At 61.4% G+C, this 15,241-nt stretch carries 14 protein-coding genes and 2 tRNA genes; 9 read left to right on the forward strand and 7 right to left on the reverse strand.

Going from position 1 to position 15,241, the window contains the following annotated elements:
- Positions 1 to 117 precede the first annotated feature (117 nt).
- Positions 118 to 1,731, forward strand: a complete 1,614-nt coding sequence (locus OB03_RS09600) for a DUF4139 domain-containing protein (protein ID WP_461343998.1) — start codon at positions 118 to 120, stop codon at positions 1,729 to 1,731.
- A gap of 3 nt (positions 1,732 to 1,734) precedes the next feature.
- Here the strand turns inward: OB03_RS09600 and pth are convergent, their stop codons facing one another.
- The 4 genes from pth to OB03_RS09620 form a co-directional block, all read right to left on the reverse strand.
- Positions 1,735 to 2,340: an aminoacyl-tRNA hydrolase gene (gene pth, locus OB03_RS09605; protein WP_461343999.1), complete on the reverse strand. Its 606-nt coding sequence runs from the start codon at positions 2,338 to 2,340 to the stop codon at positions 1,735 to 1,737.
- Between the two features lie 87 nt (positions 2,341 to 2,427).
- Positions 2,428 to 3,039, reverse strand: coding sequence for a 50S ribosomal protein L25/general stress protein Ctc (locus OB03_RS09610; protein ID WP_242914334.1), 612 nt, complete (start codon positions 3,037 to 3,039; stop codon positions 2,428 to 2,430).
- Positions 3,040 to 3,190: 151 nt separating this feature from the next.
- The gene (locus OB03_RS09615) at positions 3,191 to 4,255 is read right to left on the reverse strand and encodes a hypothetical protein (protein WP_242914333.1); all 1,065 of its coding nucleotides are present in this window, start codon (positions 4,253 to 4,255) and stop codon (positions 3,191 to 3,193) included.
- A gap of 104 nt (positions 4,256 to 4,359) precedes the next feature.
- Positions 4,360 to 5,292, reverse strand: coding sequence for a ribose-phosphate pyrophosphokinase (locus OB03_RS09620; RefSeq protein ID WP_242914332.1), 933 nt, complete (start codon positions 5,290 to 5,292; stop codon positions 4,360 to 4,362).
- 256 nt (positions 5,293 to 5,548) lie between these two features.
- Here OB03_RS09620 and OB03_RS09625 point away from each other — a divergent pair, with 256 nt between their 5' ends.
- The 6 genes from OB03_RS09625 (at position 5,549) to OB03_RS09650 (ending at position 12,574) form a co-directional block, all read left to right on the forward strand.
- Positions 5,549 to 6,367 (forward strand): outer membrane protein assembly factor BamD, encoded by an 819-nt coding sequence (locus OB03_RS09625; RefSeq protein ID WP_242914397.1) that lies wholly within the window; start codon positions 5,549 to 5,551, stop codon positions 6,365 to 6,367.
- A 94-nt stretch (positions 6,368 to 6,461) separates the two neighbouring features.
- Complete coding sequence (gene recN, locus OB03_RS09630; RefSeq protein WP_461344000.1) at positions 6,462 to 8,159, forward strand: DNA repair protein RecN; 1,698 nt, start codon at positions 6,462 to 6,464, stop codon at positions 8,157 to 8,159.
- 63 nt (positions 8,160 to 8,222) lie between these two features.
- Positions 8,223 to 8,621, forward strand: coding sequence for a DUF1489 family protein (locus OB03_RS09635; protein ID WP_242914330.1), 399 nt, complete (start codon positions 8,223 to 8,225; stop codon positions 8,619 to 8,621).
- 97 nt (positions 8,622 to 8,718) lie between these two features.
- Complete coding sequence (locus OB03_RS09640; RefSeq protein ID WP_461344001.1) at positions 8,719 to 10,074, forward strand: MATE family efflux transporter; 1,356 nt, start codon at positions 8,719 to 8,721, stop codon at positions 10,072 to 10,074.
- A gap of 55 nt (positions 10,075 to 10,129) precedes the next feature.
- A complete protein-coding gene (metG, locus tag OB03_RS09645; RefSeq protein WP_242914328.1) occupies positions 10,130 to 11,836 on the forward strand; it encodes a methionine--tRNA ligase in 1,707 nt (568 codons plus the stop codon).
- 27 nt (positions 11,837 to 11,863) lie between these two features.
- A complete protein-coding gene (locus tag OB03_RS09650; protein ID WP_242914327.1) occupies positions 11,864 to 12,574 on the forward strand; it encodes a 2OG-Fe(II) oxygenase in 711 nt (236 codons plus the stop codon).
- A gap of 55 nt (positions 12,575 to 12,629) precedes the next feature.
- Here OB03_RS09650 and OB03_RS09655 read toward each other — a convergent pair whose 3' ends face one another.
- From OB03_RS09655 to rlmB, 3 genes are all read right to left on the reverse strand, one after another.
- Positions 12,630 to 12,959 carry a rhodanese-like domain-containing protein gene (locus OB03_RS09655; protein ID WP_242914326.1) on the reverse strand — a complete coding sequence of 110 codons (330 nt, stop codon included), beginning with the start codon at positions 12,957 to 12,959 and terminating at the stop codon, positions 12,630 to 12,632.
- Positions 12,956 to 13,801: a TerC family protein gene (locus OB03_RS09660; protein WP_242914325.1), complete on the reverse strand. Its 846-nt coding sequence runs from the start codon at positions 13,799 to 13,801 to the stop codon at positions 12,956 to 12,958. The genes OB03_RS09655 and OB03_RS09660 overlap by 4 nt, the downstream gene beginning before the upstream one ends.
- A 68-nt stretch (positions 13,802 to 13,869) precedes the next feature.
- A complete protein-coding gene (rlmB, locus tag OB03_RS09665; protein ID WP_461344002.1) occupies positions 13,870 to 14,748 on the reverse strand; it encodes a 23S rRNA (guanosine(2251)-2'-O)-methyltransferase RlmB in 879 nt (292 codons plus the stop codon).
- 146 nt (positions 14,749 to 14,894) lie between these two features.
- On the opposite strand from rlmB, the gene OB03_RS09670 reads away from it, so the two are divergent.
- A tRNA-Tyr gene (locus OB03_RS09670) sits at positions 14,895 to 14,978 on the forward strand.
- A gap of 99 nt (positions 14,979 to 15,077) precedes the next feature.
- A tRNA-Gly gene (locus tag OB03_RS09675) sits at positions 15,078 to 15,151 on the forward strand.
- Positions 15,152 to 15,241 lie beyond the last annotated feature (90 nt).

Raw genomic sequence — 15,241 nt, forward strand, 5'->3', positions numbered from 1 at the left:
GGAAGGTACAGGTTCCAGCCAATGGCGAGACGGTCCTGACGGCCACCATCACGACGGGTGGCTGATATGCGACCGTTGTGCGCCGTATTGGCGTGCGCGGTCGCGTGGGGGCCTCTGATGGGGGCAGCCCTGCCTGCGGTCGCGCAAGAAGCGGCGGTGCCTCGCGCCGAGGCTGTGTCCGAGAAGCCCGAGAACGTATCGGTCGTGGTTTACCGCGACCGGCCCGTAGACACGACCGAACTACTTCGCCGTTCGCGCCAGAGTTGGTCGCGTCTGGATCAGGAGGGTCTGGCGCTGATCGTCGAGAAGCGCGTGGTCGATGTTCCGGCGGGCTATGGCGTTATTCGCTTTAAGGGCTTGGCGACGGGGATTGTACCCCACAGCGCAACCGTCGAGGGACTGCCTGCCGAGCTGCTGGAGCAGAACGCTGACTATGACTTGATCTCGCCCAAGAACCTGCTGGAGCGGGCGATTGGCGAGACGGTGACGGTGGTGCGTACCAACGCCTCCAACGGCGAGGTGGTTGAACAGTCGGGCGTGCTGCGTGCGGGCACCAATGGTGCCGTGGTTGAAATCGACGGTCGCTTCGAGGCGCTGGCTTGCTCTGGCCTGACCGAGCGTCTGGTCTTTGAGACTGTGCCCGAGGGGCTGGGGGCGACGCCGACGCTGTCGATCAAGACGCGGGCAGAGCAGGCGGGCCGCTACGAGATCACGCTGGCCTATCTGGCGACGGGTCTTCAGTGGTCGGCGGACTATGTGGCGCGGGTGTCGACGGACGAAAGCACGATCAATCTGGAGGGCTGGATCACGCTGGCCAATTTCGGCGGCACCAGCTTTGCCGATGCGCCTGTGGTTGTGGTGGCGGGTGATCTGGCCCGTGATGCCGACACGCGGCCTATCCAGTTACGGACGCGCTATGCCAACACCACCTGCTGGCCCCAGCAGAGGTCGCATGAGGGGTGGGTTGAATCTGGATATAATGATTTCGCGGGTGCGCCGCCGCCACCCGCGCCACCACCTCCACCGCCCGCTCCTGCGATGATGCGAGCGGTGGCCGAGGAAATCGTAGTGACGGGTAGCCGGGTGCAGGCCAAGCAGGAGGATTTGGGAGACTATAAGGCCTATGTCCTGCCCCACCTCACCACGGTGGCTGCGCGGCAAACGAAGCAGGTGCTGTTCCTCGCGCAAGACAACATCGCTGTAGAGCGCGTGTTGGTCGTGCCGTTCAATCCATTGGATGAAGACGATCAACCCAATCCGGGAATGATCGAGCTACGTGCCAAGAACGAGGAGGCCACGGGACTCGGGCTTCCGGTGCCTCAGGGCAGCGTTGCCTTCTACATATCGACAGTCGACCAGCCGACAGCCTATGCAGGTGCGGACACCTTGTCCGACACGCCTATAGGATTGCCCGTCCGGCTGGAGTTTCAGGAAAGCCAGCTCGTCACCAGCAAGGTCGTGCAGACCGAAGACAAGAAGCGCGGTCGCGGTGCGCGGGCGAGGCAGGTTGATGCCTATCGCGTGACCCTTACGAACAGTTCGGGCGCAACTGCTGATATCGAAATGCCCGTGGCATCTTGGGAAACCAGTCAGCCGAGCTTCCGGATCGAGCGCGAGGGCCTGCGGAGCCAGATCGATGCAGACACCGGACAACGGGTCTGGCGCACGCGGTTGGCGGCAGGGCAGACACGGACGTTTGACGTCCGATGGTCTTACGACGATCCGGAGTAAGTCTTAGCCGCCGTTGGCGGCTTGGCGCGGACTGAATTTCGGGGCGGGAGCCAGTCGCATGACCTCGCCCTGATAGCGCTCGTCATCGCCATTGATGGCGAAGGGCAGGGCATCGGCGCAGGCTTGCAGCATGGCGTCCAGCCACGGCTGGTCGGCCTTGGCAAAGTCACCCAATACGTGGGTGTGCACCAGTTTCGGATCGCCGGGGTGGCCTACACCCATGCGGGCGCGGCGGAAGTCGGCACCGAGGTGGGCAATGCTGGAGCGGATGCCGTTCTGGCCCGCTGCGCCGCCGCCCTTCTTCATGCGGAAGCGACCGGGGGCCAGATCGATCTCGTCATGGAAGACGATGATCTTGTCGACCGGAACCTTGTAGAATCGCGCAGCCTCGCCAATCGCGCGGCCGCTCTCGTTCATATAGGTCTGCGGTTTCATCAGCAGGATCTTCTCGCCCTCGATCTCGCCATCCTGAATCTTGGACTGGAACTTGGCCTTCTCGGGGCCAAAGCGCCAACGGCGTGCGATCTCGTCAGCGGCCATGAAGCCGATGTTGTGGCGGTTCTTTTCGTACTTTGCGCCGGGGTTACCCAGACCTGCGATGATAATCATGGGGCTTCTCTAGCCTTGGAGACGGGGCAAAGAAAAGCCCCGCAGGGTTTCCACTGCGGGGCTTTGATCTTTAGAAGTCGAAGCGGATTAGGCTTCGGTTGCTTCTTCCGAAGCTTCTTCTTCAGCCTTCGGGCCGCCCGGCGACTTAACGGTCGCGATCATGAAGTCGCGGTCCGTGATGGTCGGGGTGGTGCCGGCCGGCAGGTTGGTGATGTCCGAGAAACGGATGTTGGTGTCGTTCTCGACCTTGGCCAGGTCAACGATGAACGATTCCGGCATTTCGTCAGCGCGGATCAGAACTTCAACTTCGTGACGAACGACTTCCATGGTGCCGCCTTGACGGACGAACGGAGCTTCGTCGCCGTTGATGAACTGGACCGGCAGCGAAATCTTGATCGGAGCCGATGCGTCAACGCGCATCAGGTCGAAGTGCATCGGACGATCCGAAACCGGATCGAAGTCGACGTTCTTGGCGATGACCGGCTGGGTCTCTTCACCGTACTTCAGAGTGACCAAGTGACCCAGCAGCTTGCCGGTGTACAGCGACTTGCGGAACTCGCGCTCGCTCACCGAAATAGCAACCGGGGCCTTGTCGCCACCGTACAGGATGCCCGGGACAGCACCAGCGCGACGAACAGCGCGGGCGTTACCGGTGCCAACGCCTTCACGGACGTCAACGTTCAGAATGATCTCGGCCATAGGGCTCGCCTTCAATACAAGTAAACGCCTGCGCTGAACCTTAGCCCGCGCGGCGGGGTCATGAACCCATCGAATTCAAGAGGGCGGTCCATTACACGGAACAAGGGGGGGACGCAACCGTCCCCGCCCAAATTGCCCGTAGAATCTCAGTTTAGCCGGTAGGTTGTGACTGAGAATCTGCGGGCTGAACCACACTTATGGTCGGCACCGACGTTGGTCGGGGGCCTGCATATTGCGAAGTGCACTGGGCCAGATCGCGGACGATGTGACGACCGGTGCAGAAGATGTCTTCATAGTTCGGACGCGAGGCAGCCAGGCACTGATAGAGCATCAGCTTAGACATGCTGAGGCAGAACTCGTTGTTCGATTCTACCGTCAGTGCGTCGGTGTTGGCTTTGGCTTCGTCGCCCGCAGCGCCGAGAGCGGCGAGTGCGGCAATCGCCAGCGAGTTCACAACGGCGGGCGTGTAAGGCGCACCGCGCAGAGCGCGTTCGGAGACCAGACCGTTACCGCTGTGCGCGGCAGCGAACAGGCGTGCGCTTTCCTCAGCGGACGGCAGACGCGGTACGGAGAGGCTCTTTGCGCCTTCCAGACGGGTGGTACGGTCGGCGACGTGCTGCGTAGCCCAGCGACGACGCGGATCGTTGCGTTCCTGAATCTTGTAGGCGTCGGCCTCTACGCCGTCGGCGATATAGGTGAGGGCGTCGATGTCACGAATCAGAGTCGTTACCATCAGACCTACGGCGGCGTCGGCACCCGGCAGGGTGGCGGCATAGGCGGGATCGGCGACGATTCGGCTGATCATCTCCTGACGCTGGGCCGGATTCGAGCCGTATTGGCGCACGCCGGCGACATACTCAGGCGACTGGAGCGCGAGGATGGCACCGTAGGCGATCATGCCGCGCGACATCTGGGCCGCGTCATAGGCTGCCCCCTTGCGGATTTCAGCCTGGATTTCTTCAGCACTCTGGAAGCCACCGGCCTTGATGGTGTTCAGGTCGCGCACAAAGGCCACATAGACCGATGCCGCCTCGGCAACGCTCTGGTTCAGGGCGATGGGGGGAGGCGGGGCTGCGGGCGGCTCGACTGGCGGGGCCTCTGGTGCAGGCGTCGAACAGCTGGCCAATACGGTGGCCGCGGCCAGAGCGGCGGCTGTGAGGGTACGACCTGCAGTCCATTGACGCAGAAGGGCCGGGCGCGGCTTGAAATCGGGCATCAGCGGGCTTCCCTAGTACTTCGCTTATAAGGACGCGTCCGGAGACGCGACATTAAATGGGGATTAAGGCCGACCAATACGGTGCGAAAATGGTTAGCCGAACCTTAATCGAAGAGCTTTGAAACGGATTCTTCGTTGGCAATGCGGCGGATCGCTTCGCCGATCAGAGGGGCAACGCTGACACTACGAATCTTGTTGCACGACAAAACGGCTTCCGGCTGTTCGATGGAGTTGGTGATGACCAATTCCTTCAGCGGACCGTTGGTCACGCGCTCGACAGCAGGGCCCGAAAGGACGCCGTGGCTGATGTAGGCCGAAACCTCGGTTGCGCCTTGAGCAATCAGGGCTTCGGCGGCGTTTACCAGGGTGCCGCCCGAGTCGACGATGTCGTCAAACAGGATGCAGCTGCGGCCCGAGACGTCACCGATGATGTTCATCACTTCGGATTTGCCCGGTTCCGGACGGCGCTTGTCGACGATGGCAAGGTCGCAATCCAGACGCTTGGCCAGGGTGCGGGCGCGGACCACGCCGCCGACGTCCGGCGAAACGATGATGACCGAATCGCGCGGCTTGGTTTCCTTGATGTCCTGAGCCAGTACCGGCATGGCGACCAGATTGTCGGTCGGAATGTCGAAGAAGCCTTGGATCTGGCCAGCGTGCAGGTCCATCGTGAGAACGCGGTCTGCGCCCGAACGCTCGATGATATTGGCCACCAGCTTGGCGGAGATCGGGGTGCGGCCGCCGGTTTTGCGGTCCTGACGGGCGTAGCCGAAGTAGGGCATGACACAGGTGACGCGGCGGGCCGATGCGCGACGCAGGGCGTCGACCATGATCAGCATTTCCATCAGGTTGTCGTTCGCCGGGAAGCTGGTCGACTGGATGATGAAGACGTCTTCACCGCGGACGTTCTCTTCGATGACGGCGAAGACCTCGTTATCCGCAAAGCGCTTTACCTGCGCCTTAGTAAGCGGAGCATCGAGGTGGTTGGCAATCGCTTGAGCCAACGTCCGGTTCGAATTGCCTGCGAGCAGCTTCATGACCGGTCATCCTTTCGCCGTGTTCGGACTGAAAAAAACTGTGTCCAATGATGTTGCAGCGCTCTCTAGGCCGTGTAGGGAGTCGCATCAACCCGCGTTTCGCCTATTTCCGCGCATTGGCATACGGTTGTGCGCTGTTATAGAGAACGCCAAGGATATGTGATGCGAGTGTGCATCCCGTCTCCGGCAATTTAAGAGGTCGCTCTTGCCCGAACTCAAGTCTCGCTCCGGTTTGTTCCGCTCTGGCCTGTTGCTGATGGGTGTCGCTGCGGCGTCGCTCACGCTGTCTGCGTGCTCGGGCACCAAGCCCCGCCAGCGCCTTGCCTATGAAGAGCGTCCGGTCGAAGCCCTGTACAACACGGGCTATCAGCGCCTTCAGTCGCGCCGCTGGAATGATGCTATCGACTACTTCCAGGAAGTAGAGCGTCAGCACCCCTATTCGGAATGGGCCCGTCGCGCGATCCTGATGCAGGTGTACGCCTTCTATCAGAACAATAATTACAATGAGGCGATTGCTGCGGCTGACCGCTTCATCGCCCTTTTCCCTGGTAACCCCTCGGCGGCCTATGCCTTCTATATGAAGGCCGTCTGCAACTTCGAGCGCATCGTCGATGTGGGTCGTGACCAGGGCTATGCCGAAGCGGCTCTGGCTGGTCTGCGCGATGTCGAGCGTCGCTACCCCAATACGCCCTATGCCACCGACGCCCGCGTCAAGATCGACATGGTCAACGACCAGCTGGCCGGTAAGGAAATGGCTGTCGGCCGCTTCTACCAGCGTAACAGCCAGCCGATCGGTGCCCTGAACCGCTATAAGTCCGTGATCGAAAATCCGGCCTTCCAGCGCACTTCGCACACGCCTGAAGCGCTGTACCGTCTGGTCGAGCTGAACCTGCAACTGGGTCTGCGCGAAGAGGCTGTGCGTAATGCTTCGGTGCTGGGCCACAACTTCCCGGGCAGCGTCTGGTACCGCGATGCCTTTGCCCTGCTGACCGAAGAAGGCCAGCGTCCGGAAGGCATCGATGAGCCGGAAGGCCACAAGAAGTCGATCTTCAGCCGTCTGAACCCATTCGACTGATCCTGACATTTGAGCGCAGAGGCCACAAAAGCCTCTGCGTTCTCGTTACGTTTCCGGTTAGGATCATCCGGAATAACGCGAATCATATTGATCCATGCTGACCAGTCTTTCCATCCGCGACGTGGTTCTCGTCGATGCCCTTGACCTCGACGTGGAGCAGGGGTTGACGGTTCTGACCGGTGAAACCGGTGCGGGTAAGTCGATTATTCTGGACGCTCTGGGCCTTGCCCTGGGGGCGCGTGCTGATTCCGGACTGGTGCGTCGTGGGGCCAAACAGGCTGTAGCGACCGCAGTGTTCATCACCCCGAACGATCCGGACCTGATCGCTGCCATCGAAGAGCGCGGCTTTGAAGTCAAGGTGGGGGACGAGTTGATCCTGCGCCGTATCCTGTCCGCGGACGGGCGTTCCAAAGCCTATATCAATGACCAACCTGCGGGGGTAACGGCCCTCAAGGAGATCGGTTCGCGTCTTGTCGAAGTGCACGGTCAGCACGAGACGGTCGGCCTTTTGGACTGGCGCACGCACCGTGGATTGCTGGATGCCTATGGTGGCCTTCAGCCGCAGCTTCAGGCGGTGGCCGAAGCGGCGCGACTGCTGAAAGACGCCGAGCAAAAGCTGGCAGAGCTCCAGTCGGATGCCGCCAATGCTGCGGCCCGTGCCGAAGAGATTTCCCACAACCTGTCCGAACTGGACGCTCTGGATCCCAAGGAAGACGAGGAAACGGCGCTGGCCGGTGATCGCGCTGTCCTTGGTGCGGCGGAAAAGGCGCTGGCCGATCTGGCCGATGCCCGCACTCAGTTGGGCGGAGACAAGCTGTCGCAAAAGCTGAGTGCGGCGTTGCGGGCGGTCGAGCATGCCCGCACGCGGGCAGGGCAGGCGGGCATCGAAGGCGATCATCCTGTCATCAAGAGCCTGTCGGACGCTGTTGAGGCCATCGATCGCACCATGGTCGAGGCGATGGAGGCGATTGCCGCCGTCGATGCCGCTGCGGACGCGTTCGATTTTGAACCGGGACAGTTGGACAAGACCGAAGAGCGACTGTTCGCCCTTCGCGCCACGGCCCGCAAGCTGAACACCACCGTGGACGCGCTGCCGTCGCTGCGGATCAAGCTGCGCGAGCAGTTGCGCCTGATCGAGAACAGCGAAGAAGCCCTGACCAATGCCCGTCGCGAGGCGGCGCTGGCGGCTCAGGCGTATGACGCGGCCGCATCGGTGCTGTCTGAAGCGCGCGGGGATGCTGCTGAACGGTTGAAGGTCGCGGTGCTGGGCGAGCTGGGACCGTTGAAGCTGGAACGCGCCCAGTTCCGTGTCGCGCTGGAACCCATTGAGGCTCGCCGCGGACCGGAAGGCCGCGAGAACGTGCGCTTCCAGGTGGCCACCAACGTCGGTACCGATTTCGGCCCGCTGGACAGTGTGGCGTCGGGCGGTGAACTGGCTCGCTTTGCCCTTGCAATGAAGGCTGCTCTGGCCAGCCGCGAGGACATTATCCAACCGGTGATGATCTTCGACGAAGTGGATCAGGGCGTCGGTGGTGCCGTGGCCGAAGCGGTGGGGGGACGTCTGAAACGTCTGGCAAATGGCGCGCAGGTTCTGGTGGTGACGCACAGCCCGCAGGTGGCGGCATGCGGCCATACCCACTGGAAGGTGCGCAAGGCCGACAAGGACGGTATGACGACCTCGACGGTTGATCCGTTGAACGAGACTGATCGTCTGGAAGAAATCGCCCGCATGCTTTCGGGTGCGCACGTTACGGACGAGGCGCGCGGTGCGGCTCGCCGCCTGATCGGCTAGGTTTCGTCCGGCAAACCTTGGTCTGCCTTTACCCTGCCTCAGTAAGCTCCTATCTGCGCCCCCATGCCGCTTCACATGATCAAATTGGCCGTTGGTGTGCCGGACGTAGAATGGCTGGAACGCCGCGCCTCCAAAGGCGCGCCGTTGATCGTGCATACCCGCATGAGCCCCAAGCGAGCACCGGAAATGGAAGGCGGCGGTTCGCTGTACTGGGTCGTCAAAGGCTCCATTCTCGCGCGCCAGCCGATCATGGACATCAGCACCATCGGTGAGGGTAAAGCCAGCCGCTGCGAGATCACGCTGGAGCCCAAAGTCATCCGTGTGTCGCCGACGGTTCGCCGCGCTTTTCAGGGCTGGCGCTATCTGGAGCCGAAAGATGCTCCAGTCGATCTGGATGTGATCGACACCGGAGAGACGCCACCCGAACTGGCCGCCATGTTGCGCGAACTGGGAGCGTGGTAGGCCGTCATTCCGGCTTGTACCTTCTCGAGATCATTTCAATGGACGGCTTTGGTGCCGTCCTTCTTTTTTCTGACCCCTGTCCTATCGGAACGCCCTCTTGTTCAGTCCCGCTCACAAGCACACCCTGAAAGACCTGCTGGTTCTCGCATGGCCGGTCGTGCTGGCGCGCGTGGGTATCATGACGATGGGTCTGACCGATGCGATTGTGGTGGGACACCATTCATCGCGCGAACTGGCATTCCATTCTCTGGCATGGGCACCGACTTCGATCATCCTGACGACGGCTGTCGGTCTGATGATGGGCGTTCAGGTGATGACCGCCCGCATGCGTGGCGAAGGCCGCTATGAAGAGGTCGGCGCGGTGCTACGTCGGGGGCTGGTGTATTCGCTGCAGCTGGGCCTGGCGGCCATGGTGCTGTTGGCGCTGGCAGGGCCCCTATTGCTTCCGCATCTGGGGTTCGAGGATGGATTAGGTGAGGGCGCAGCCTTGCCGCTGGTCGTCTTTGCCTTGTCGATGCCCTTCTATCTGATTTCGGTTGCGGCACAGTTCTTCCTCGAAGGTCTGGGCAAGCCCAAGCCGGGCATGTGGGCGATGTGGATCGCCAACATCGTCAACATCGCGCTGAATATCGTGCTGGTGCCGGATATGCTGGGCCTTGGTATTCATGGCGCGGCAGCGTCGGCGTGGGCGACTTTTGGTGCGCGTGCGGCGCTGGTGGTGTTCCTCGTGATCTACATCCTGCGCATGCCGGAAGTGAAAGCGTGGGGCCTGTTCAGCAAGCCCAAGCGCGACCGCGAGACCGAACGCGAACAGGTCAAGGTGGGCCTTGGCGCGGGCGCATCCAACTTCATCGAAGTGGGGGCGTTTTCGGCCATGACCATTGCCGCCGGTCTGATTGGTGCCAACGAAACGGCAGGCTGGGCCATTGTGATCAACACCTCGGCCATCGTCTTCATGCTGCCGATGGGTCTGTCGTCGGCAACCGCTGTGCTGGTGGGCAAGGCCTATGGCGCGGGCGACCACGAGGGCGTGAAACGGGCAGGCTGGATCGGCATGGGCGTCGTGGCTGTGCTGGCCACAGTGGTCGGCCTCATTATCTGGCCGACAGCGCACCTGATTACGGGTGCCTATACCAATGACATGGCGGTGCTGGCGATTGCTGCTCCGGCTTTGGCGCTGGCGACCTTCTTCTTTGTGGCCGATGCCGTTCAGGTGGTCGCCGCACACGCCAACCGCTCGGCGGGCGATGTGTTGATGCCCAGCCTCATGCACTTTGTGTCTTATGGCGTGGTGATGATCCCGCTCGGCTTTATTCTTGCCCCGACGATGGGCGTGGACGGACTGGTCATGTCGGTTATCGTCGCCAGCCTTATCTCGGGTGTGCTGTTGGGTGTGCGTTTCCACATCATTTCCAAGCGTGCAGCCCTCACTTCGCACCAAGCGATAGGGTGACGCGGCGCGAAAGCGTCTCTATATCCCAAGCCTTACTCTAATTTAGTGGACGATCATGGCCCGTATCCTCATCACCTCGGCGCTGCCCTACATCAATGGCATCAAGCACCTTGGGAATCTGGCCGGGTCGATGTTGCCCGCAGACGTCTGGGCCCGTTTCAAGCGCGGCGAAGGCCATGATGTGCTGTACATCTGCGCCACCGACGAGCACGGCACGCCGGCCGAGCTGGCCGCTGCCGCCGCCGGTCAAGACGTTCAGACCTATTGCGACGAACAGCACCTGATCCAGAAGAATGCAGGTGAGGCCTTTGGCCTGAGCTTTGACTGGTTCGGTCGTTCGTCGGGTCCGCAAAACCGCGCCCTGACCCAGCACTTCTGTCAGGCGCTGGAAAAGAACGGCCTGATCGAAGAGCGCGTGGATCGCATGATCTATTCGATCGACGATGGCCGCTTCCTGCCTGACCGTTATGTCGAGGGTACCTGCCCGCACTGCGCCTATGAAAAGGCGCGCGGCGACCAGTGCGACAACTGTGGCCGTCTGTTGGACCCGACCGACCTGATCAATCCGTATTCGTCGGTTTCGGGCAGCCGTAATCTGGAAGTCCGCGACACCCGCCACCTGTACTTGCTGCAAACCAAGGTCGAGGATCAAATCCGCGCATGGGTGAACAGCAAGGCCGATTGGCAGCCGCTGGCCAAGTCCATCGCCAACAAACACCTTGATGAAGGTCTGATCGACCGTGGCATCACCCGCGACTTGTCGTGGGGTGTGCCGGTTGTCGGCCCTGACGGTGGTCCGCGTCCGGGCATGGAAGGCAAGGTCTTCTACGTCTGGTTTGACGCGCCGATCGAATACATCGCCGCCACCGAAGAGTGGGCCGATGCCAACGGCAAGACGTGGAAAGACTGGTGGCGTCTGGACGAAGGCGCAGAAGACGTCCGCTATGTCCAGTTCATGGGCAAGGACAACGTCGCCTTCCACACCGTCAGCTTCCCTGCGACCATCATCGGTTCGGGCGAGCCTTGGAAGACCGTCGACCAACTTAAGGCCTTCAACTGGCTGAACTGGTACGGCGGTAAGTTCTCGACCTCGATGAAGCGTGGCGTCTTTATGGATCAGGCGCTGGAGCTTCTGCCCGCTGACTACTGGCGCTGGTATCTGACCGCCTATGGTCCGGAACATTCGGATGCCGCGTTCACGTGGGAGCAGTTCCAGAGCGCGGTGAACAAAGACCTCGCCGACGTGCTGGGCAATTTCGTGAACCGTATCGTCAAGTTCACTGAATCGAAGTTCGACGGCGTCGTGCCGGAAGGTGGCACCGCTGGCGAAGTCGAAGCCAAGCTGGAAGCCGACATCCGTGCGGCTCTCGCCGAGGCGACCGAGCTCATGGAAGCCATGGAGTTCCGTAAGGCTGCGGCCTCGATCCGTGCGGCGTGGGTGCTGGGTAACGAGTACCTACAGTTCGCCGCACCGTGGACCGCGCTCAAGACCGATCGCGATCAGGCGGCTGTGGGCGTGCGCACGGGCCTGAACCTCGTGGCTCTGTTTGCGCGTCTGGCGGCACCGATCCTGCCGTTCACCGCACCGAACATCGCGGGCACCGTCTCGTCGACCGATCTGAGCTGGCCCAAGGCGGACGAGGACTTCCTCAACGCCCTGCCGGTTGGCCAGAAGGTTCAAGCCGCCAGCGTCCTGTTCACCAAGATCGACGACACCATGGTCGCCGAATGGTCCGAACGCTTTGGCGGTGCGGAAGCCTAAGGGTCAACCGCTGACGGGGAGGATGGAATGTTTGAAATCGGTTCTGTCGATCCGCAACGTCTCGCTGCCATTCAGGTGCGCTTGGCGCAAACCGGACGGGCTCAGGTTGAAAACGTCCTCTCTCCCGCATCGGCCAAGGCTCTGTACGAGCGGGCCGTGGAGGCGCAGTTCAATGTGGTCACCCGCAAAAGCGATGGCCACATGGACATGCCGTCCGAGTGGCTGAATATGCTGACGCCCGAGCAGAAGTCGACCTTTGCGCAGGCGGTTCAAAACGCCGCCACCCACGACTTCCAGTATCTGTACGACAACTACCCCTTTTATGACGCCACTTCGGCGGGGCATGCCGACGCCTTCTGGCAGTCGGTGGTCGAGTTCCTGAACGGCGAGGCCTTCCTCGGTCTGGCTCGCACTCTCACCGGCGAAGATCGTATCGCACTGGCGGACGCGCAACTGACGCGGTTCCGGCGCGGGCATTTCCTGACCGAGCACAGCGACGAGGCGGCGGGCAAAAATCGCTTCTATGCCTATGTGCTGAACCTCACGCCCGCGTGGCGCATCGACTGGGGTGGGTTGCTGGCCTTTCACGGAGAGGACGGCAATGTCGAGGAGGCTTTCACGCCCCGCTTCAATACGCTGAACCTGCTCAAGGTGCCGACGCCGCATTCGGTCACTCAGGTCGCGCTATCCGCAGGGGGGCACCGTATCTCAATCACCGGGTGGCTGCGCGGTCGATAGGCAAAAAGAAACCCCCGCAGATCGCTCTGCGGGGGCTTTTTATTGATCGACGGGCTCAGCTTTGAATGATCGGATATCCGGCCTGTGCCCAGGCCGTGATGCCGCCTGTCAGATTGACGACCGGCTGGCCGTCCTTGGCCGTCGGGCCGACGAACTCGCAAACCCGACCGCTGCGACCGCCCGACTTGCACTGGACAATAATGGTCTTGTCCTTGGGCAGGTCCAGCGCATCCCATGCTTGCGGCATTTGCGATAACGGGGCGAGGGTGGTGCCCTCGATGCGAGCGGCGTCGTATTCGTCCTGTTCACGCACGTCGATCATGACGGCCTGACCGGAGGCCAGCAAATCGCGGGCCTCCTCTACGGTGACTTCATTCACGCTCATGTTGCGGGCTCCGGTATAGGGGCGGTGGAAGACGAAGGTGTCTCGGTTGCCGTGGTCGTGGGCACTTCAACAGCATCGGGTTCTTTACCGCTCTTCTTCAGGTGCTTGGCGGCTTCTTCATCACTGATGGCGAGGAAGGCCGGAACCTTGGCGTTGAAGCCTGCGAGGTGGCCAGTGCGTACGATCACTTCGCGACCGCCATCCCAGATCATGTGCAGGGCGACGTACAAAACGACGACCAGACCGATGTAGCCGATCCACGAATATTTATGCAGCAGCTTGGCGATGAAGCTGGCGGCGATACCCATCAGGGCAATCGACAGGACCAGACCGAACACCATGACCCACGGATGTTCGTGGGCGGCACCGGCGACGGCCAGCACATTGTCCAGCGACATGGCGACGTCGGCGATAATGATCTGGGTGAGAGCGGCACCAAAGGTTTTACGCTTCAGGCCCAGCTCTTCGGGCGACGGACCGGTGCCGTGCTCGATACTCTGGGCCAGTTCCAGCTCTTTCTGGGCCTCGGCCTGGTCGTGCGTGGCCTGTTCGCGCAGTTCGCGCCACATCTTCCAGCAGACCCAAAGCAGCAGGAAGCCACCGGCCATCAGAAGACCGATGATGGCGAGAAGTTGAATCGTAATGAGTGCAAAGCCGATGCGCAGAACAACGGCGATGGCCAGACCCGCAAGAATGGCCTTACGGCGCTGGTCTTGTGGCAGGGCGGCGGCGGCAAGGCCCACAGCAACAGCGTTGTCGCCTGCGAGCACAAGGTCCATCAGGACTACTTGGCCGAGCGCGACCAGTTGGCTGACGAAATCAGGGGAAGATAAAAAGTCCATGCTCGTAGATTAGACCCTGCCGGAGCATGCGCCAAGTTGTCGCGCACCTCCGGCATGGGCCTTATTCGTCAGGCGGTGCGCTTTTGGGCGCGGGCAGCCTCGTAAAGGGCGATGGCCGCAGCGTTGGACACGTTCAGCGATTCAAAACCGCCGGGCATCGGGATCTTGGCGATGGCTTCGCAGTGCTCGGTGACCAAGCGACGCACGCCGTCGCCTTCGGAACCCATGACGATCACGGTCGGGCGATGGTCCAGAGCCTCTTCCAGAGTCATCTGTGCAGCGCCGTCCATGGCGATGGCGCGCCATCCGTAGTCATTCAGCTTTTCCAGCGCGCGCGACAAGTTGGTGACGCGGGCATGGGGCAGGCGTTCGGTTGCGCCAACAGATGCCTTGGCCAGTGCGCCGGCGAGGGCGGGGGCATGACGATCCTGCACAATTATACCGCGTGCGCCGAACGCGAGGGCCGAGCGGAAGATCGCGCCAACGTTCTGGGGATCAGTCAGTTGATCGAGCATGACCAGCACGCCCTGTGCCGGATCTGCCAAATCTTCCAGTGCGACGCCTTCGAGCGGCTGACATTTAAAGGCGAAGCCCTGATGAACGGCTCCCGGAGGCAGAATTCGATTCAATTGTTGGGAATCAACGACTTCGATTCTGTGCCCGTGCACCAAATTCTGCGACTCGATTTCCTCGGCACGGTCGGCCGTGACGATGAGTCGACCCGTGCCACGGCGGGCAGGATTGGTCAAAGCTGCCAAAACCGGATGGCGGCCCCAAAGAAAATTGTCTGCGTTAACAGCGGCTTTGGGTGATTTTTTACCCTCAGACGGGGTTTTGGGTGCCTGTTGGTGCGAGGAATTACCTCGCGAGGCACCCTTTTCGTCGCGTCTGTGGAAAGATTGTTTTTTCACGGCTTTTTGGTCGTTGCGTTCTGAAAAAGGGGACACTATAAGACGGCCTCCGACGAGGCCACGGGCTTTCGGTGAAGGCGCTCTCCTAATACAGGCGTCGCCCGACAGCGAAGGCTTTTGTTGTTATCCGGTTTAATAATCGGCTGATGGCAAATCCAAGTCGGCACATTGCAAAGCGCGCTGGGGGAATGTCCCGAGCGGCAAAGGGGGCGGACTGTAAATCCGCTGCGTAAGCTTCGCAGGTTCGAGTCCTGCTTCCCCCACCACGCGCTTGCAATGGCCGAGTTCTTGGACCAGAACCCCCAAGGAAAATCGGGTGCGGATTCGTTGCTCTCGTTCGAGAGCGACCTGGCCGCATTCTTCGTGCGGGTATAGCACAATGGTAGTGCAGCAGCCTTCCAAGCTGAGGATGTCGGTTCGATCCCGTCTACCCGCTCCAGGTTTTATGAACTGAGCACAGCGCCCTTCCGTTCCGGACCCGGGCCACAGGAGTTTGGCCATGGCCAAGGAAAAGTTCGAACGCACTAAG

Source organism: Brevundimonas sp. GN22 (genome assembly GCF_054824005.1).

What these genes read in the sequence shown, in the direction of transcription:
- OB03_RS09600 (WP_461343998.1), top strand. Translation starts at nt 118, where the DNA reads ATGGGGGCAGCCCTGCCTGCGGTCGCGCAAGAAGCGGCGGTGCCTCGC.
- pth (WP_461343999.1), bottom strand. Translation starts at nt 2,340, where the DNA reads ATGATTATCATCGCAGGTCTGGGTAACCCCGGCGCAAAGTACGAAAAG.
- OB03_RS09610 (WP_242914334.1), bottom strand. Translation starts at nt 3,039, where the DNA reads ATGGCCGAGATCATTCTGAACGTTGACGTCCGTGAAGGCGTTGGCACC.
- OB03_RS09615 (WP_242914333.1), bottom strand. Translation starts at nt 4,255, where the DNA reads ATGCCCGATTTCAAGCCGCGCCCGGCCCTTCTGCGTCAATGGACTGCA.
- OB03_RS09620 (WP_242914332.1), bottom strand. Translation starts at nt 5,292, where the DNA reads ATGAAGCTGCTCGCAGGCAATTCGAACCGGACGTTGGCTCAAGCGATT.
- OB03_RS09625 (WP_242914397.1), top strand. Translation starts at nt 5,549, where the DNA reads ATGGGTGTCGCTGCGGCGTCGCTCACGCTGTCTGCGTGCTCGGGCACC.
- recN (WP_461344000.1), top strand. Translation starts at nt 6,462, where the DNA reads ATGCTGACCAGTCTTTCCATCCGCGACGTGGTTCTCGTCGATGCCCTT.
- OB03_RS09635 (WP_242914330.1), top strand. Translation starts at nt 8,223, where the DNA reads ATGCCGCTTCACATGATCAAATTGGCCGTTGGTGTGCCGGACGTAGAA.
- metG (WP_242914328.1), top strand. Translation starts at nt 10,130, where the DNA reads ATGGCCCGTATCCTCATCACCTCGGCGCTGCCCTACATCAATGGCATC.
- OB03_RS09650 (WP_242914327.1), top strand. Translation starts at nt 11,864, where the DNA reads ATGTTTGAAATCGGTTCTGTCGATCCGCAACGTCTCGCTGCCATTCAG.
- OB03_RS09655 (WP_242914326.1), bottom strand. Translation starts at nt 12,959, where the DNA reads ATGAGCGTGAATGAAGTCACCGTAGAGGAGGCCCGCGATTTGCTGGCC.
- OB03_RS09660 (WP_242914325.1), bottom strand. Translation starts at nt 13,801, where the DNA reads ATGGACTTTTTATCTTCCCCTGATTTCGTCAGCCAACTGGTCGCGCTC.